Here is a 16,617-nt window from a genome sequence, read left to right as displayed (position 1 = left end):
GCACCTGCACATCCCGGGGCGCTTGCGGATGCCCCACGCGCCCTCTCAGCGGCGCGGCGACGACGCCAGCGTGAAGCGGAACGTCGCGCCACCGCCCGGGCGTCCCTCGGCGGTGATCGTGCCGCCATGGCGCTCGACGATGCGTCGCACCGACGCCAGCCCCACGCCGTGGCCCTTGAACTCGTCGTCGCGATGCAGCCGCTGGAACGGTCGGAACAGCTTGCTGGCGTAGTCGGCGTTGAACCCCGCGCCGTTGTCGGCGACGTAGAACACGCCACCGGGGGCCATGCCGAATTCGATCGTCGCCTGCGCGGTATTGGCGGTGAATTTCCAGGCATTCCCGAGCAGGTTCTCGAGCAGATTGCGCACCAGCGCCGCGTCACCTTCCGCGCGCAGCTCCGGGGCAATCCGCACCGCGATCTCGCGCGCGGGCTCGGACTGGCGCAGTTCGCCGAGCACCTCGCCGGCCATGCGGCTGAGGTCGAGCGGCGTGCGCTTGAACTCGCCGCGGCTGATGCGCGACATCTTCAGCAGCGCATCGATCAGCGCGTCCATGCGCGCGGCCGCGTTGCGCACGCGCGCCAGATAGTCCTGGCCCTGCGGATCGATGACCGCATCGTAGCGTTCGGAAAGGATGCGGCCGAAGCCGTCGATGCTGCGCAGCGGCGCGCGCAGATCGTGCGAGACGATGTAGGCGAACGATTCCAGCTCGTGGTTCGCCTGGGTGAGCTCGCGGGTGCGCTGCTCGACGCGTGATTCCAGCGTGCGGTTGAGCGCGTGTACCTGCGCCTCGGCGCGCAGGCGCTCGGTGACGTCGTCGACCTGCACCAGCCGGGCGACGTCGCTGCCGTCATCGCCGGGCATCAGGGTCGAGGCCAGATGCACCTCGCGGATGTCGCCGTCGTACCGCTGCAGGCGTCGCGTGCTGCGGAACACGCCTTCGCGCAAGGCCTGCAGCTCCTGGGTGCGCGAGACATCATCGTGCCCGTCGATGAAGTAGCGCTTGAAGGCCGTGCCCGCCAGCGCCGCCTGACTCACCCCTGCGATCTCGGCCATCGCCGGATTGCTTTCCAGAATCGCGCCATTGCGGTCGAGCAGCACCATGCCGATCGCCGAGTACTGCATGGCGTTGCGGAAGCGCTGTTCGCTGCGCCGGTAGGAATCGCTGAGCCGGTGCGCCAGTGTCTCCGCGCGCGACTGGGTCTGCGCCAGCGTCATCACCACCGCGAACAGCAGCAGACAGGCCAGCACGCCGGCGATGAGCGTCGCCTGCAGCTCGCGCATGCCGCCCGAGGTCAACGGTCCCACGTGCTGGAAGTCGTACCGCCAGCTGCGACCGTAGAGCTGCTGCGTCACGCTGTGCAGCGTGTCCGGCGCCTCGGCGCCGTCCACCCAGCCGTCGGACGCAAGCAGGGGCACCTGCTTGCCGTCGGTCACGTCGACGATGCGGAACGCCAGGTTGTAACCGACCGGAATCATCGAGCGGTCGATGAACTCTGCGGTGCGGAACGGCGCATAGACCCAGCCCACCAGTGCATTCTCGCGACCGGCGCGCGACACCGGCAGGCGCGCGGTACGATAGACCGGCGCGAACAGCAGCACGCCCGACTGTCCCTCGCGCCCGTATTGGCGCAGGCGCACCGGCGCGCTCATGCGCACTTCGCCGCTGTCGCGCGCGGCCTCCATCGCCTCGCGCCGCACCGGATCGCTGTACTGGTCGTAGCCAATCGCCAGGCGGCTCGATTCGATCTCAGGCTCGAAGTACAGAATCGCGCCGTAGTTGGGCCGCACGCCGCGCGGCGACAGCATGAAGAGTCCCTCGCCCGCTTCGCGCTGCCGCAACTGCAATTCGGCGAGCGAACGCGGATCGAGCCAGGCCACGTAGCCGATTCCCATCATGCCGGGCAGCTGGCGCCGAATATCCAGTCCGTCCACATAGCCACGCCACTGGCGTGCGGTCGGCGTTTCGACCGCCGCACTGTGCAGCGCGACACCGCCGCGGAGACTCAATTCGTACTGCAACAGGCGCTGGCGCACGGTGTCGGCGAGCTGGTCGGCGTCGGCGATGAAGCTTGCCTCGGCCAGCCGACGCTCGCGCTCGCCGGCGCCGCGCGCATACAGCGCGACCATCAGCAGCGAACCCACCAGCACCAGCACCGCGAGCACGTGGCTGCGACGCGGACGCCGCGGCAGTCGCGCACGCGCGGCTTCGATCTCTTGACGTGGCGTGGACGCGGCCATCACAACAGCATAACGAGCGCATGCGTTTCGGCCAAAGAAAAAGCCGGACCCGAGGGCCCGGCTTTCCTTGAAGATGGTGGAGGTGGCGGGAATTGAACCCGCGTCCGAAGGCACTCCATCCCCGGTACTACATGCTTAGCGCACCGTTGGATCTCGTCCCGGAACAGCACGGTGCGCGAAGCGCATCCCGGAACCAGCCTGTGAGTTCAACCACGGCAGACAGGCGGCCGCCGCGGCTGGTTCTCGTGATAATGACCCTACATCCACGAGCACGAGCACAAGTGGGTTCGGGGCTTACGCCTTAAGCGGCGAGAGCGTAGTTGTCGTCGTTGGCAACTAGAGTTTTGCCGCTGGATTTACGAGGAAAGCTGCCCCCTCGGCATGCACCAGGCAATTTCGCGACCCCCGTCGAAGCCAGTGCACCCCCGGGAATCAGAACATCGCTCTGACGTCGGCAAGTATAGGGCCGCGCACGTGCATCTCAAGCGCCGCGGTCAAGACGGGTGCCGGCGGTTTACATCGGCGGGCGCGATACGGCGTGGTGCGCGCGTGGCGGCAACAACGCGGCATCCCAATCGTTCCATCTATGATGCATGTCATCGGCTATACGTGTGCATTGTGCCGCGCGCGCCATTACCATGCGCGTCCCCTTGGGGAGTAGCCGGCTTCCGCATCGCGGAGGCGCCTGCATCAACACACTCGATCCCATCCGATCGTGGTGCAGGCAACCAGACACGGTAGGCGAGACCAGCGGAGTGCCGGCGCAACGGAGGTTGGGCGTGCCGGCGCGCCGTGCATCGTCTCTGCCCGACCCGAACGCAGTCATCGCATGTCCTTTCTCTCGATCATTCTGATCGGCTTCGCCATGTCCACCGATGCCTTTGCCGCCGCGATCGGCAAGGGCGCGGCAATGCAGCGTCCGCGGTTCCCCGAGGCCTTGCGGGCGGGCGCGATCTTCGGCGCCATCGAAGCGATCACGCCGGTCATCGGCTGGGCGCTCGGCCTGGCCGCGGCCGCCTACGTGACCGCATGGGATCACTGGATCGCGTTCGTGCTGCTGGGTGTACTCGGCCTGCGCATGGTGCGGGCCGGCCTGCAGCAGGACGCCCCGGCGGACGATGACGACGACGCCAGGCCGCACGGCTTCTGGACACTCGCCGCGACCGGCTTCGCGACCAGCATCGACGCGATGGCGGTCGGTGTGGGTCTGGCGTTTCTCGACGTCAACATCCTGCTGGTCGCTGGCGTCATCGGCGTCTGCACGCTGGTCATGGTCACGACTGGCGTCATGCTCGGTCGCGCGCTTGGCGCGATCGTCGGCAAGCGTGCGGAAATCATCGGCGGCCTGATCCTCATCGCGATCGGCAGCGTGATCCTCTACGAACATCTGTCCGGCAAGGGCGGCGGCATCGGCCTGGCGTAGGTTCACGGGCGGCAGACGAGACCGCGGGGAAGCTGCGCGCACCGCTTCCGGCCCGGAGTCGCCCGTGAAAGTCCGCCGTGTCTACAGCACGCCATCGGTGCAGGACGCCGAAGCCGCGGTCCGCGCAGCGCGCGATGCCGGTGTCGAAGACCCCGACGTGTCGCTGATCGCACGCGGCGACATCGAACTGCAAGCGCTGCCCGAGCACAAGAAGGAAGCGCCGACCGACTTCAAGCACGCGATGCTGCGTGGCGCCGGCATCGGCGGCGCGAGCGGACTGCTCGCGGGTCTGGTCGCTGTCGCCGTGCCGCCACTGGGCCTGACCTTGGCCGGCGTTGCACTGACCACACTCGGTGGCGCCGCCGTCGGCACCTGGGCGTCGTCTCTGGTCGGCGCCGCCCTGCCCGACCCGATCCGCCGAAAGTTCGAGGACGAGATCGAGAGCGGCCGCATCCTCGTCGTGATCGATGCCGATGACAAGACGCTCGCCCGCGCAGAGCCCGCGCTGCTGCAGACTGGCGCCCGGCACTTGCCGTTCGAGGAACCGTCCGCACTCAGCTGAGTGGTTCAGGCAAGCTCGCAGGCGATGTGAGCGACCACCTCATGGCCGCGGTCGACCCAGACCGACGGCGCGCGATCCGGCCGGGTGATGACGACCGCCTTCGTGAATGCCGGGGAAGCCCTGTCTTCTTCGGCAGCCACTGCGACCTCCATGCAGACGATTTGGCCGTCCTGCAGCACCCGCTCGTTGCGGAATTGCGCGTCGGCGGTTCCCCGCAGTTGCTGGATGATCAGTGCACGCGCCGCCTGCAGGCGATGTTCGGACGTTGGCATGTGTGCAGTACGCGGCACTGCCTCTGGCGCTTGGGTCGTGGCTGCATCGAGATGACTTGAGACCGCGCCGTCGTCGATCGATAGCGGGGTCGAGGCAATCGCTTCGGGATCCGCCACATTGCGCGAACACGATGCGGGCAGCCCGAGAACCACGCAAGCGAGCAGCACGGTAGAGACTCTTGAATGAATCATCCGGATGCTCACCCGAACGCAATCGCAGTCGCAGTCGCAGTCGATGCTCTCGTCATCCGGGCCCTCTCGCAATCGTGATCCGCGCGCGATCGGCGGCTACGAGCGGAATTGGCGGAGAGAGTGGGATTCGAACCCACGGAAGGTTTGACCCTTCGGCGGTTTTCAAGACCGCTGCCTTAAACCACTCGGCCATCTCTCCGTTGTCTGCTGCTTCGCCACTTGCACCGCTGACGCGGTGGCGGCGGTTTGGCCATCGACCTGCGGTCGACGTCTCCTCCGGCCTTCGGCCTCCGGATCAAGACCGCTGCCTTAAACCACTCGGCCATCTCTCCGTTGTCCACCGCGCTGCTACTGCATGCTGACGGTCTGATCATCGACCTGCCGGCAGATACTCTGCCGGTTCCTCTTTTCGAGCTCGAGATCCGAGCTTCAGGCCGTCCAACCGAAAACAGAACGCCACGCTCCGCGTGGCGTCGCTGCGTCAGGCCATTGTCGCACGCACGGCGGCGTTCGAGATGCGCGGCGGCGGGACGGCGCCCGGCATCGGCTTCTTCTCGCAGTTGCGGCAGTCGAGGCTGGAGGCTTCGATCAGCGGCGGCAGCTTCTCGGCGAGGAAGTCGATGAAGACGCGCACCGCCGGCAGCAGGCCGCGGCGCGAGGCGAACACGGCGTGCGCGATGCCCTGCGGCAGGTGCCAGTCGGGCAGCACCACCTCAAGCTCGCCGTTGCGCACGGCTTCGGCGCACAGGGTCTCGGGCAGCATCGTGATGCCCAGGCCCTGCTTGGCCAGCGCCATCAGCATCGGGAAGTCGAAGCCGGCGACGCGCGGCTTGAGTTCGACGCGGCGCGTCGTGCCGTCGGCGGCCTGCAGGTCCCAGCGCTGCTTCACCTCGTCCTCGCCCATGCTCATCGTGGTGTGCTGGTCGAGTTCGTCGGGATCCTTGGGCCGGCCCATGCGGTCGAGATAGCCGGGGCTGGCGACCAGCAGTTCCTGGATCTGGCCGAAGCTGCGCATCACCAGGCTGCCGTCGTCGTCGAGCTTGGAGCGCACGCGCACTGCGACGTCGAAGCCCTCGTTGATCACGTCGACGCGTCGGTTGCTGACATGCAGCTGCACGCGCACCTGCGGATAGCGCGCGAGGAACTCGGGCAGCATCTGCGGAATCGACTGCTGGGCGATGCTGACCGGCACGCTGGCGCGCACCAGGCCGCGCGGCTCGGCGCTCAGACGGTCGACGACCTCACGCGCGGCCGTGGCCTCGGCCAGCATCGACTGCGCGTGGCGGAACACGCTCTGGCCGACGTCGGTGACCGCGAAGCGGCGCGTGGAACGTTGCAGCAGCCGCACGCCCAGGTCGTTCTCGAGCTGGCTGATGCGACGGCTCAGACGGGACTTCGGAATACCGAGCGCGCGCTCGGCCGCCGCGAAACCGCCGTGCTCGACGACCATCGCGAAGTAGTACAGATCGTTCAAATCCTGCATGGGGGAATCTCGCTATCAGGACAATCCGCGATATTCCACCACTTGCATTCCAATTTTGCAACAGACTATGCCTATCGGCGCGATTCGTTCCAGCAAACGCCTCAAGGGCGTCGTCAGGCGATCCGGGTGAGCCCGCCCATATACGGATGCAGCACCGCGGGCACCTCGATCGAGCCGTCAGCCTGCTGGTAGTTCTCCATGACCGCGATCAGCGTGCGGCCCACCGCGAGTCCCGACCCGTTGAGCGTGTGCACCGGTTCGGGCTTGCCGCTCTCCGGGTTGCGCCAGCGCGCCTGCATGCGCCGCGCCTGGAAGTCGCCGGTGTTGGAGCACGAGGAGATCTCGCGATACGTCTCCTGGGAGGGCAGCCAGACTTCGAGGTCGTAGGTGCGGCGCGCGGCGAAGCCCATGTCGCCGGTGCACAGCAGCAGCTTGCGGTACGGCAGGCCCAGCTTCTCCAGCACGGTCTCCGCGCAGCGGGTCATGCGCTCGAGTTCGGCGTCGCTGTCCTCGGGCCGCACGATCGACACCATCTCGACCTTCTCGAACTGGTGCTGGCGGATCATGCCGCGGGTGTCGCGGCCATGGCTGCCGGCCTCGGAGCGGAAGCACATCGAATGCGCGCTCATGCGCAGCGGCAGGCGATCGGCCTCGACGATGGTGTCGCGGACGATGTTGGTCAGCGGCACTTCGGCCGTCGGAATCAGATAGCGCGTCTCGTCGCCGAATGGCGTCGCGAACAGATCGTCCTCGAACTTCGGCAACTGGCCGGTGCCGCGCATCGTGTCGGCGTTGACGATCAGCGGCACGCTGGTCTCTTCGTAGCCGTGCTCGGTGGTGTGCAGATCGAGCATGAACTGCGCAAGCGCGCGATGCAGGCGCGCCAGCTGGCCACGCAGCACGGTGAAGCGGGCGCCGCTGAGCTTGGCGGCGGTCTCGGCGTCGAGCCAGCCGTGGCGCTCGCCGAGCGCGACGTGATCGCGGACTTCGAAGTCGAACGTGCGCGGCGTGCCCCAGCGCGAGGCCTCGACATTGTCGGACTCGTCGCGACCCACCGGCACACCGTCGTCCGGCAGGTTCGGCACGCCGAGCACGATGGCCTCGATGTCGGCCTGGATCTCGACCAGACGTGCCTCGCTGCTTTTCAGTTCGTCGCCGAAACCGGCGACCTCGGCCAGCAATGGCGCGACGTCCTCGTCCTTGGCCTTGGCCTGCCCGATTGCCTTGCTGCGCGTGTTGCGCAGGTTCTGCAGCTCCTGCGTGCGCACCTGGATCTGCTTGCGTTCGGCCTCCAGCGACTCGAGCTGCGACACCGGCAGGTCGAACCCGCGGCTGTCGCGCAGACGCGCGGCGGTGTCGGCGAGATGCTGGCGCAGGAGGCTGGGATCGAGCATGACGGGTGGTTCGCTTTCGATGAACGGATCGCCATTATCGCCCGGAACCCCGCCGGCCGGGCCGGCGCGATGCCTGTGCCAGAATGCGGCCCCGCGTCGAGGAGTCCGCCATGCCTGCCGCTGCCCCCACGTTCGCCGTGCGTTTGCGTCGCACGGTCCGCGACACGCTGCCGAGCGGGCACGCGTGGTGGCTGGTGCTCGGCGGCTGCGTCGTCGGCGTGCTGCTGTTCGCGGTGCTGTGGCTGGGGCGTCCTGCGCCCGACCAGAATCCCGAGTCCGTCCCCGCGACCGCGGACGGCATGCGCTTGCCGCCGTTGCCCGCCCCGCTGCCGGCCGGTGATGGCGCGCGCGGCGGCTTCGAGTACACCAGTCCGCAGGACACGCAGACGCCGGTGCGCATCGATGCGCACGTGCCGCAGGTCGCGCCCGCACCACCGCCCGTCGCCGAGCCCGCCGCGCCGGCGCCGCCGACGTCGGTCGCCGCGGCCGATCTGCCCAGCAGCCTGCCGCGTCCCGTGACGATGCCGCAGCCGGACTACCCGCGGGCCTCGCTGCGACGCGGCGAACAGGGCGAGGTGCTGCTGCTGGTCAAGGTGGGTGCCGATGGCCGCGTCGATGGCGTCGACGTCATCGGCAGCAGCCAGCATCGGCGACTGGACCGCGCCGCGGTGTCTGCCGTGCGCCGCTGGCGCTTCGAACCGGCGCAGCGCGACGGGCAGCCCGTGGCCGGCGAGCTGCGTGTGCCGATTGCATTCTCGCCGGCCGGCTGACACGTCCGATCGCGGGCGTCGCCCCCGTGACATGACATGCACATCTTGCGTGGGACGCTCCGCCGCACCCATTCAGGAAGGAGGTGCGGCATGAACACGCCCGTGCAGCGTCCCATCGAGCCCCCGCCGCAGGAGCCACCGCGCAAGGGCTCCAGTCCACTGTTGTGGATCCTCTTGCTTGTCGTGCTGGTAATCCTGGGCTGGTACGTGCTGAGCCAACGTGGCGCCCGTGAGACCACCGAACTGCCACCGACGCCGGTCATCGACGATCCCGCCGCTGCGCCGGCCGAGCGCGAGCCCGCCGCACGTACCACGCCGCGCGAGACCGCGCCGGCGCGTCCCGCCGATCGCGAAGCCCGTCCGGTCGCGCAGCCCGAGATCCCCTATCCGCCGGCGGCTGCGCGCAGCCGCGAGGAAGGCTCGCTCGTCCTGCTGGTGCAGGTCGACGCCAACGGCAACGCCACCGACGTCACTGTCGAAAAGCGCAGTGGCTTGCGTGATCTGGACCGTGCCGCGCAGCAGGCGGTGCGCGACTGGAAATTCGAGCCGGCGATCAAGGGCGGCAAGCCGACCGCGAGCGCCGTGCGCGTGCCGATCGACTTCACGCTGGCCGATGCGCCGCGTTGATCTGATCCGATGGAATCTGCAGCCGGAACGCCCGCATCGCAGGATGCGGGCGTTTTCTTTTCGATGGATTACGGCGCGCGTAATGCGAAGCCGACCCGTCCGGCCAACTGCACGAAGCCCGGGAACGACGTCGCGACGTTGGCGGTGTCGCCGATGACGACCTCTCCGCGCGCACGCTGGCCGGCGATCGCGAACGACATCGCGATGCGGTGATCGCCGTGACTGTCAACCGTGCCGCTGCCGAAACCCTCGGCGCTGCCGGTGATCGTCACGCCGTCCTCGGCCTCCTCGATCGCGACACCCAGCGTGCGCAGACCCGCGGCCATCGTCGCGATGCGGTCCGATTCCTTGACCCGCAGCTCGTGGGCGCCCGTGACGCGGGTGGCCCCGGACGCGCAGGCCGCGGCGACAAACAGCGCCGGGAACTCGTCGATCATGTCCGGCACGTGGACTTCCGGCACATCGATGCCACGCAACTGCGCGTGACGCACGCGCAGGTCGGCAACGGGCTCGCCGCCCTCCTCGCCCGCATCGGATTCGACGATGTCGGCGCCCATCAGACGCAGCACGTGCAGCAGGCCGGTGCGGCGCGGATTCATGCCGACGCGGCGCAGCAGCAGGTCGGAGCCGGGAATGATCGACGCGGCGACGAGGAAGAACGCCGCCGACGAGAAATCGGCCGGCACACGCACGTCGGTGGCGCGCAGGCGATGGCCGCCGGTCAGGCGTGCGATACCCGGCGCGAAGGTGATCGGCCATCCGAACGCGGCCAGCATCCGCTCGGTGTAGTCGCGCGTCGGGCGGGCTTCGTGGACGACGGTATCGCCGTCCGCGTACAGACCGGCCAGCAGCAGGCAGGACTTCACCTGTGCGCTGGCCAGCGCATTGTCGAATTCGATGCCGCTGAGCGGCGCGCCGCCATGCACCTGCAGCGGCGGCACGCCGCCTTCGCCGGTGTCGATGCGCGCGCCCATCTGCGCCAGCGGCCCGGTCACGCGGCGCATCGGCCGCTTCGACAGCGAGGCGTCGCCGATCAGCGTGCTGTCGAAGGCCTGGCCCGCGAGCAGGCCGGCGAGCAGGCGCATGCCGGTGCCGGCATTGCCGCAGTCCAGCGGTCCATCGGCGGCGCGCAGGCCATCGATGCCGACGCCGTGCACGATGCGTACGCCGGGCTCGGGCGTTTCGATCGCGACCCCGAGTCTGCGGAAGATTGCCTCGGTCGCGCGGGCGTCCTCGCCTTCGAGAAAGCCGTCGATGCGCGAGGTGCCATCGGCCAGTGCGGCCAGCATGATCGCGCGGTGCGAGACCGACTTGTCGCCGGGCACCCGCACTTCGCCGCGCAGCGGCGCGCCGGGCGCCGCGATCCACAAGGCCTCGCTCACGGCACTGCCACCGGGTAGGAGCCGAGCACACGGACTTCGCCGGCGAAGGCGTCGATCTCGCCAAGGGCATCCTTCAGCGGCGATTCGTCGACGTGTCCGTTGACCTCGATGAAGAACGCGTACTGCCACAGCGCGCCGTGCGCGGGCCGCGACTCGATGCGGTTCATGCTGATGTCGCGGCGCGCCAACGGCTCGAGGATGCGGTACAGCGCGCCGGGCTGGTCGCGGATGAAAACCATCAGTGAGGTGCGGTCGTTGCCCGAGGGCGGGAACGAGGCGCGGCCGATGACGAGAAAGCGCGTGGTGTTGTCGCTGCGGTCCTCGATCGGGCCGGCGATGACCTGCATGCCGTAGACGTGCGCGGCATTCTCGCCTGCGATCGCCGCCGCGTCGTCGGACTTCTTCGCCCGGCGCACCGCCTCGGCGTTGCTGACCACCGCGTGCTTCTCGACGCCCGGCAGATTGGTCCGCAGCCACTGCTTGCACTGTGCCAGGGACAGACCGTGCGAGTAGACGCGCTCGATGTCGTCCAGACGGCCGGTCCGCGACAGCAGGTACTGGTGCACGCGCAGTTCCACTTCGCCGCAGATCTTCAGCGGCGAGGTCAGGAACATGTCGAGCGTCGACTGGATGGTGCCCTGCCCCGAATTCTCGACCGGCACGACGCCGAAGTCGGCATTGCCGGCCGCGACTTCGTCGAACACCTCCTCGATACTCGCCAGCGGCAGGCCCTTGGCCGAATGGCCGAACTGCTTGTGGACCGCCTGCTGCGAGAACGTGCCCTCAGGCCCGAGATAGCCGATCTTCAGCGGCTCCTGCTGGGCCAGGCACGCCGACATGATTTCGCGGAACAGGCGCACCAGCTCGGCGTCCGACAGCGGACCGTCGTTGCGATCGACGACGCGGCGCAGTACCTGCGCCTCGCGTTCGGGCCGGTAGTAATCGACGGCGGCGGCGAGCTTGCCCTTGGCCTTGCCGACCTGCCGCGCGAACTGCGCGCGCTCGGCGATCAGCGTCTGGATCTGGCGATCGATGCCGTCGATCTGCGCGCGCACCGCGTCGAGATCGGGCTTGGCCACGCCTGCCGTCGCGGCCGCCTTCGCCGCCTCCACCTTGGCCGCCGCCGGCGTCTTCGTCCCGGCGGCGCCTGCGGTCTTTTTCTTCGAATCAGCCATTGCGCTTCTGAAAATCCTGCATGTAGTCGACGAGGGCGCGGACGCCGTCGACCGGCATCGCGTTGTAGATGGACGCGCGCATGCCGCCGAGCACGCGGTGTCCCTTGAGGCCGATCAGGCCCGCTTCGCGCGCGCCGGCGAGAAACGCGTCGTTGCGCGCCTCGTCGGCGAGGAAGAACGGCACGTTCATGCGCGAACGCACCGCGACATCGACGTCGTTGCGATAGAAGCCGCCCGAACCGTCGATCGCGCCGTAGAGCAGCGCCGCCTTCTGGTCGCTGAGCCGGTCGAACGCGGCGGTACCGCCTGCGTCGAGCATCCAGCGGAACACCAGACCGGCCAGATACCAGTTCCAGGTCGGCGGCGTGTTGAGCATCGAATCGTTCGCGAGCTGCGCGCGGTAGTCGAAGATGTTCGCGCGCGGCTGGCCGGCACGTTCCAGCAGATCGCGGCGGATGATCACCACCGAGATGCCGACCGGTCCGAGATTCTTCTGCGCGCCGGCGTAGATCACCCCGTAGCGCGAGATGTCGATCGGCTCCGACGCGATGCTGGAACTGAAATCGGCGAACAGCGGCACGTTGCCGGTGTCGGGCGCGGGCTCGCCCCAAGCCGGGCGGAACTCGACGCCGTGGATGGTCTCGTTGGCGGTGATGTGCACGTAGGCCGCGCCGGGGGTCAGGCGCCAGCTGTCGCGCGCGGGAATCGTGCGCCAGCCGTCGGCCTCGCCGCTGGCGGCGACGTTGAGCTGCACCGACGGCGTGAGCTGCTTGAGCGCGGTCTTGCCCCAATGGCCGGTCACGACGTAGTCGACCGTCGCGCCCGCATCGGCGAAGTTCAGGGGCAGCAGCGCCTGGGCGGTGGTCGCGCCGCCGGGCAGGAACAGCACCGCGTAGTCGTCCGGAATCGCCAGCAGCGTGCGCAGGTCGGCCTCGGCACGCGCCGCGACCTCCATGAACTCCGGTCCGCGGTGGCTCATCTCGACGATCGACGCACCGGCATCGCCCCACTCGAGCATGTCCGCCTGTGCCTGTTTCAGCACGCTTTCAGGCAAGGCCGCCGGTCCGGGAGCAAAGTTGTACGCACGCGCCATTGAACACTCCACGGAACGGATTTCGGGGCCGGCAAGTATGCCGCAGCGCAGCAGTTTGACGCGCATCCAATGGTTGCGCTGGCAACGTATGAGTCGATGTTCCAGTCGCGGCGCCGAGCGCCCAGGAGTGTTCCCGATGTCGCTGCGCGAAGCCCTGCGGATCCGAGAATCCGAAGTCACCGACGAGGCCGTCTACCGCGACCGCCGCCGCCTGCTCGCCCTGATGGCGGCCGCGCCGGCGCTCGGCCTGGCCGGGTGCGCGGATGCCGAGCCGCCGCCGGCCTCCACGACCCCGGTGACGCCCGCCCAGGCGCGCAGCGGGTTTCGGACCGACGAGCCGCTGACGCGCTACGAGGACATCACGACCTACAACAACTTCTACGAGTTCGGCACCGGCAAGGGCGACCCGTCGAGCGCGGCCAAGACGCTGCGCACATCGCCGTGGACGGTCGAAGTCGGTGGCGAGTGCGCCAAGCCCGGACGGGTGTCGTTCGAGGATTTGCTGCATGGCGTCGCCAACGAGGAACGCATCTACCGCCTGCGCTGCGTCGAGGGCTGGTCGATGGTGATTCCCTGGAGCGGCGTGCCGCTGGCCTCGGTACTGCGCAAGTTCGAGCCCAACTCGAAAGCCAAATTCGTCGCGTTCACCACGCTGGCCGATCGCGAACAGATGCCGGGCCTGCGTTTCCGGTCGATCCGCTGGCCGTATCGCGAAGGCCTGCGGACCGACGAGGCCATGCATCCGCTCGCGTTTCTCGCCACCGGTCTCTACGGCAAGCCGCTGCCGCAGCAGAACGGCTCACCGCTGCGGCTCGTGGTGCCTTGGAAATACGGCTTCAAGAGCATCAAGTCCATCGTCGGCATCCGCTTCGTCGAGCGCATGCCCAGCACCGCCTGGAACGATCTGCAGCCGTCTGAGTACGGGTTCTTCAGCAACGTCAATCCGGCGGTCGATCACCCGCGCTGGAGCCAGAAGACCGAACGCCGCATCGCCGGCAGCGGCAATCGCCTGCTCGCCAACCGCATCGACACCCGCCCGTTCAACGGCTACGCCGACCAGGTGGCCTCGCTCTACGCGGGCATGGATCTGCGCAAGTGGTATTGAGCCCCGGGCCGCGCGCGCCTGCGCGCAAGGCGTCCACGCCGACCGGAGTGATCGTCGGCAAGGTCCTGGTGCACCTGCTGTGTCTGGCGCCGCTGGCCTGGCTGGGCTGGCGGGTGTGGCAGGTACTCGGTGGCGCGAACGTCGACGCGCTGGGCGCCGAGCCCGTGGTCGCGATCGAGCACGAACTGGGCATCGGCGCGCTGCGCCTGTTGCTGATCACGCTCGCGATCACGCCCTTGCGCCAGATCAGCGGCTGGACCACGCCGGTCCGCTTCCGGCGCATGCTGGGTCTGTACGCATTCGTCTACGCGAGTCTGCATTTCGCGGTGTGGCTGGCGCTGGATCTGGTCGGCGACCTGTCGCAGGTGGCGACGGAAATCGCGCGGCGTCCCTTCATCACCGTCGGCTTTCTGGCCTGGCTGCTGCTGGTGCCGCTGGCGGTGACGTCGACCAAGGGCTGGATGCGCCGCCTCGGCCGCAACTGGGGTCGCCTGCACAAGGCGATCTATGCGATCGCCGCGCTCGCGGTGCTGCATTTCTGGTGGATCGTGAAATCCGATTGGCGCGAGCCGGCGCTGTATGCAGGCATTCTCGCGCTGCTGCTCGGATGGCGCGTGTGGAAGGCGCTTGAACGCCGACGCGTGACTGCGGCCGGCGCCCGCCGGGCACAGCACGGACGATGAGCGTCGCCGCTACCCGCCTGGCGCGACGACGTTGCCTGACACGTTGTGCTGGCGCCGGCTGCTGGAAGCGCCTGAAGTGTTTTTCCGGGTCGGGTTGGCGCGTGGCGCGCCTCAGGCCGCGCCGAACAGCAGCAGCGCACCGAGCAGTCCGGCCAGCAGGACCGCCGCCAGCAGCAGCCACGGCAGCCGCAGGCCACCGCGCGGAGCAGGCAGGTCGTCGAGCAGCGGCGTCGGTTCGACATCCGGGTCGTAGCCGAGCCCGCGCGAAGCACGCGCCGGCGCCTCGACGACGAAACGATGGTGCGCATCGAACACGATCTGATCGCCGGCCTGCAGCACGGCGTCGCGCAACAGTTCGCCGTTCACGACGCTGCCTTCGGCCGAACCCAGATCGGTCAGGCGGACCATGCCGCCGACGCGCTCGAGCCGTGCGTGGCGGTCGGCGAAGCCGGGCTCGTCGATGCGGATGTCGGCCTCGCCGTGACGCCCCACCAGCCGCGGCCGATCGAGGGTGAAACTGCGGCCGTGATACCGACCGCCCACGCCACGCAATACGACGCGCGGATCGGGCTCGTCGCCCTCGTCGTCGGCCGGATCCGGCGGCACGATCTCGGCCAACGGCGTGGCCGAGACCAGCCGCAGCTCGTGCCCGTCGACGAAGATCGCGTCGCCGGTGCGCAGCATTGCCATGCGGCGGACCTGTCGGCCGTTGACGTGCACGCCCTGCACGCCTTCGCTGACGGTCAGCCACACGCCGCGGCGATCGACGCAGAAACGCACGCTGGGCTCGCTGCCGTCGGCGACCGGCGCCAGTGCGCCACCGCCGGCGCGGCCGATGCCGTGCACACCGATGTCGAGCGGCAGTTCGGGTTCGTCGGACGTGGGGAAACGCAGCTTGAGCGCAGTCATGCGCCGGGAATCTAGCACGCTCGCGCGATGCGCTGTCGCGCCATCACGCGGCCCCGGGCACAATGCGCCTCCACGACAACCCGCGGGAGCTGCGCATGGCCGGCATCGACATCACCCATCCCCATTCGCTGCCGCCGGAGAAGGCGCGCTCCGCGGTCGAGGCCGTCGCCAAGAAGCTCTCGGAACGGTTCGACATGAAGTACGGCTGGGACGGCGACAAGCTCAACTTCAGCCGCTCGGGCGTGGACGGCGCGATCGCGCTGCTGCCGGGCAACCTGCGCGTGACCGCGAAGCTGGGCTTCCTGCTGTCGGCGATGCAGGGTCCGATCGAGGCGGAGATCCGCCGGGTGCTGGCGGAGAAGTTCTGAGCGCTTCTCAAACTTCCGAGCAAGCAGTTTCGGCCTGTGAATGTGGAATCCGCGCCGAGCGAGTTTGTCGTCGCCCCAGCGAAAGCTGGGGTCCATTTTGATTTTGGCCTTCGTCGCCTTTGATCTGAGGCTCTGAAGAGCAAATGGATCCCAGCGTTCGCTGGGATGACGAGCGAGAATTCCGATCAATTATTGAAATCCGTAAGGATCCGGATCCCCGGCGAACAACCGCCGCGACACCTCCCCCTCATCCCGCTCGATCTCGGCGACGAACGCGTCGGGATCCCCCAGCGCTTCGAACGCCGCATAGCCGCGTTCCAGAAATCCCTGCAGTTCGGTGAGCCCGGCCAGTCGCGCCGGACCACGCGAGAACGCGAGCAGCGCCGAGACGCCGCGCATCTTCAGGGCTTTGCCGAAACCGCGGCCGACCCGCCCGATCAGTCGCACCTGGCGCCTGCGCAGGCCTGCGCGACCCACCTGCCGATACGCCGCCGCATACAGCGCGTCGTCGAGCTTGCGCCGGCGCGGTGCCAGCGTCTGCAAGGCCTCGACCATGCGCAGGTCCAGCGCCTGGCTCAACGCGCCGAGTTCGATCGCATCCGACACCGTTTCCAGCAGGCGCGCCGGCAGCAGGCGCCGCATGGTCGGCAGGATGCGGGCGATGTCGGCATCGCGTCGGGTGAAGTCACGGTCGCCGTAGACGTCGCCGAGGAAGAACGTCGCTGCCGGCGCGCGCGTCGGGTCGTCGAGGAAGTGCGCGAAGCTGCGGCGCAGACGCGAGGCCTGGTAGCGGCGGATCTCGCCCAGCCAGTGCGAGCCGATGCGCGGATCATGGTCGGGGTTGTGCAGCGCCTGGTGCCAGGCCAGTCGCGTGGCCAGGCGCGCCGAAAGATCGGAGGCCGTCATCGCCGCAGTGTCGGCGCTGGCCGTGTCTGGAG

Annotated in this window: 16 protein-coding genes, 1 tRNA gene, 1 other RNA gene and 1 riboswitch; of the genes, 7 read left to right on the top strand and 11 right to left on the bottom strand. The window is 68.6% G+C overall.

All coding sequences use genetic code 11. The annotated features are described in order from the left end of the window. Positions 1–45: 45 nt before the first annotated feature. Positions 46–2,241 carry a CHASE domain-containing protein gene (locus E2F49_RS03360; protein ID WP_133392604.1) on the bottom strand — a complete coding sequence of 732 codons (2,196 nt, stop codon included), beginning with the start codon at positions 2,239–2,241 and terminating at the stop codon, positions 46–48. A 74-nt stretch (positions 2,242–2,315) separates the two neighbouring features. Further along, positions 2,316–2,668: a transfer-messenger RNA gene (ssrA, locus tag E2F49_RS03355) on the bottom strand. Between the two features lie 219 nt (positions 2,669–2,887). After that, a riboswitch (yybP-ykoY riboswitch) is annotated at positions 2,888–3,048 on the top strand. A 22-nt stretch (positions 3,049–3,070) separates the two neighbouring features. On the opposite strand from ssrA, the gene mntP reads away from it, so the two are divergent. Beyond that, positions 3,071–3,664 carry a manganese efflux pump MntP gene (gene mntP, locus E2F49_RS03350; RefSeq protein WP_133392603.1) on the top strand — a complete coding sequence of 198 codons (594 nt, stop codon included), beginning with the start codon at positions 3,071–3,073 and terminating at the stop codon, positions 3,662–3,664. 64 nt (positions 3,665–3,728) lie between these two features. Continuing rightward, a complete protein-coding gene (locus E2F49_RS03345; RefSeq protein WP_133392602.1) occupies positions 3,729–4,226 on the top strand; it encodes a hypothetical protein in 498 nt (165 codons plus the stop codon). Between the two features lie 5 nt (positions 4,227–4,231). Here E2F49_RS03345 and E2F49_RS03340 read toward each other — a convergent pair whose 3' ends face one another. The 4 genes from E2F49_RS03340 to serS all read right to left on the bottom strand — a co-directional run bounded on the left by E2F49_RS03340 (position 4,232) and on the right by serS (position 7,567). After that, positions 4,232–4,702: a hypothetical protein gene (locus tag E2F49_RS03340; protein ID WP_133392601.1), complete on the bottom strand. Its 471-nt coding sequence runs from the start codon at positions 4,700–4,702 to the stop codon at positions 4,232–4,234. A gap of 97 nt (positions 4,703–4,799) precedes the next feature. Continuing rightward, a tRNA-Ser gene (locus E2F49_RS03335) sits at positions 4,800–4,889 on the bottom strand. 282 nt (positions 4,890–5,171) lie between these two features. Beyond that, a complete protein-coding gene (locus tag E2F49_RS03330; protein ID WP_133392600.1) occupies positions 5,172–6,173 on the bottom strand; it encodes a LysR family transcriptional regulator in 1,002 nt (333 codons plus the stop codon). A gap of 113 nt (positions 6,174–6,286) precedes the next feature. Beyond that, complete coding sequence (gene serS, locus E2F49_RS03325; protein WP_133392599.1) at positions 6,287–7,567, bottom strand: serine--tRNA ligase; 1,281 nt, start codon at positions 7,565–7,567, stop codon at positions 6,287–6,289. Positions 7,568–7,677: 110 nt separating this feature from the next. Here serS and E2F49_RS03320 point away from each other — a divergent pair, with 110 nt between their 5' ends. After that, positions 7,678–8,337: an energy transducer TonB gene (locus E2F49_RS03320; protein ID WP_165971107.1), complete on the top strand. Its 660-nt coding sequence runs from the start codon at positions 7,678–7,680 to the stop codon at positions 8,335–8,337. 90 nt (positions 8,338–8,427) lie between these two features. After that, the gene (locus tag E2F49_RS03315; protein WP_243713392.1) at positions 8,428–8,964 is read left to right on the top strand and encodes an energy transducer TonB; all 537 of its coding nucleotides are present in this window, start codon (positions 8,428–8,430) and stop codon (positions 8,962–8,964) included. A gap of 68 nt (positions 8,965–9,032) precedes the next feature. Here E2F49_RS03315 and aroA read toward each other — a convergent pair whose 3' ends face one another. Genes aroA through serC form a run of 3 tightly spaced genes read right to left on the bottom strand, consistent with a single transcriptional unit; the run spans position 9,033 to position 12,614 of the window. Then, a complete protein-coding gene (gene aroA / locus E2F49_RS03310; protein ID WP_133392596.1) occupies positions 9,033–10,346 on the bottom strand; it encodes a 3-phosphoshikimate 1-carboxyvinyltransferase in 1,314 nt (437 codons plus the stop codon). Further along, a complete protein-coding gene (gene pheA, locus E2F49_RS03305) occupies positions 10,343–11,521 on the bottom strand; it encodes a prephenate dehydratase (RefSeq protein ID WP_133392595.1) in 1,179 nt (392 codons plus the stop codon). Before pheA ends, aroA begins: the two co-directional genes overlap by 4 nt. Continuing rightward, positions 11,514–12,614 (bottom strand): 3-phosphoserine/phosphohydroxythreonine transaminase, encoded by a 1,101-nt coding sequence (gene serC, locus E2F49_RS03300; protein WP_133392594.1) that lies wholly within the window; start codon positions 12,612–12,614, stop codon positions 11,514–11,516. The genes pheA and serC overlap by 8 nt, the downstream gene beginning before the upstream one ends. 136 nt (positions 12,615–12,750) lie before the next feature. Between serC and msrP the strand changes: the two genes are divergently transcribed. Together msrP and E2F49_RS03290 are read left to right on the top strand one after the other, a co-directional pair. Next, entirely contained in the window at positions 12,751–13,719 is a 969-nt protein-coding gene (msrP, locus tag E2F49_RS03295; protein WP_133392593.1) for a protein-methionine-sulfoxide reductase catalytic subunit MsrP, read from the top strand. Further along, positions 13,716–14,402: a protein-methionine-sulfoxide reductase heme-binding subunit MsrQ gene (locus E2F49_RS03290; RefSeq protein ID WP_425481352.1), complete on the top strand. Its 687-nt coding sequence runs from the start codon at positions 13,716–13,718 to the stop codon at positions 14,400–14,402. The genes msrP and E2F49_RS03290 overlap by 4 nt, the downstream gene beginning before the upstream one ends. 111 nt (positions 14,403–14,513) lie before the next feature. Here the strand turns inward: E2F49_RS03290 and E2F49_RS03285 are convergent, their stop codons facing one another. Continuing rightward, the gene (locus E2F49_RS03285; protein WP_133392592.1) at positions 14,514–15,311 is read right to left on the bottom strand and encodes an FHA domain-containing protein; all 798 of its coding nucleotides are present in this window, start codon (positions 15,309–15,311) and stop codon (positions 14,514–14,516) included. Positions 15,312–15,406: 95 nt separating this feature from the next. On the opposite strand from E2F49_RS03285, the gene E2F49_RS03280 reads away from it, so the two are divergent. After that, positions 15,407–15,679 carry a polyhydroxyalkanoic acid system family protein gene (locus tag E2F49_RS03280; protein WP_055249810.1) on the top strand — a complete coding sequence of 91 codons (273 nt, stop codon included), beginning with the start codon at positions 15,407–15,409 and terminating at the stop codon, positions 15,677–15,679. A gap of 189 nt (positions 15,680–15,868) precedes the next feature. On the opposite strand, the gene E2F49_RS03275 is transcribed toward E2F49_RS03280, so the two are convergent. Continuing rightward, the gene (locus tag E2F49_RS03275) at positions 15,869–16,585 is read right to left on the bottom strand and encodes a DUF8198 family protein (protein ID WP_133392591.1); all 717 of its coding nucleotides are present in this window, start codon (positions 16,583–16,585) and stop codon (positions 15,869–15,871) included. Between the last annotated feature and the right edge of the window lie 32 nt (positions 16,586–16,617).

The sequence above is a fragment of the Luteimonas terrae genome, assembly GCF_004358165.1.
GTDB lineage: Bacteria > Pseudomonadota > Gammaproteobacteria > Xanthomonadales > Xanthomonadaceae > Luteimonas > Luteimonas terrae.
This window is presented reverse-complemented; position numbering and strand designations above follow the sequence as displayed.

Coding starts and splice junctions, on each gene's coding strand:
- E2F49_RS03360 (WP_133392604.1), bottom strand. CDS start 2,241: ATGGCCGCGTCCACGCCACGTCAAGAGATCGAAGCCGCGCGTGCGCGA.
- mntP (WP_133392603.1), top strand. CDS start 3,071: ATGTCCTTTCTCTCGATCATTCTGATCGGCTTCGCCATGTCCACCGAT.
- E2F49_RS03330 (WP_133392600.1), bottom strand. CDS start 6,173: ATGCAGGATTTGAACGATCTGTACTACTTCGCGATGGTCGTCGAGCAC.
- serS (WP_133392599.1), bottom strand. CDS start 7,567: ATGCTCGATCCCAGCCTCCTGCGCCAGCATCTCGCCGACACCGCCGCG.
- E2F49_RS03320 (WP_165971107.1), top strand. CDS start 7,678: ATGCCTGCCGCTGCCCCCACGTTCGCCGTGCGTTTGCGTCGCACGGTC.
- E2F49_RS03315 (WP_243713392.1), top strand. CDS start 8,428: ATGAACACGCCCGTGCAGCGTCCCATCGAGCCCCCGCCGCAGGAGCCA.
- pheA (WP_133392595.1), bottom strand. CDS start 11,521: ATGGCTGATTCGAAGAAAAAGACCGCAGGCGCCGCCGGGACGAAGACG.
- serC (WP_133392594.1), bottom strand. CDS start 12,614: ATGGCGCGTGCGTACAACTTTGCTCCCGGACCGGCGGCCTTGCCTGAA.
- msrP (WP_133392593.1), top strand. CDS start 12,751: ATGTCGCTGCGCGAAGCCCTGCGGATCCGAGAATCCGAAGTCACCGAC.
- E2F49_RS03285 (WP_133392592.1), bottom strand. CDS start 15,311: ATGACTGCGCTCAAGCTGCGTTTCCCCACGTCCGACGAACCCGAACTG.
- E2F49_RS03280 (WP_055249810.1), top strand. CDS start 15,407: ATGGCCGGCATCGACATCACCCATCCCCATTCGCTGCCGCCGGAGAAG.
- E2F49_RS03275 (WP_133392591.1), bottom strand. CDS start 16,585: ATGACGGCCTCCGATCTTTCGGCGCGCCTGGCCACGCGACTGGCCTGG.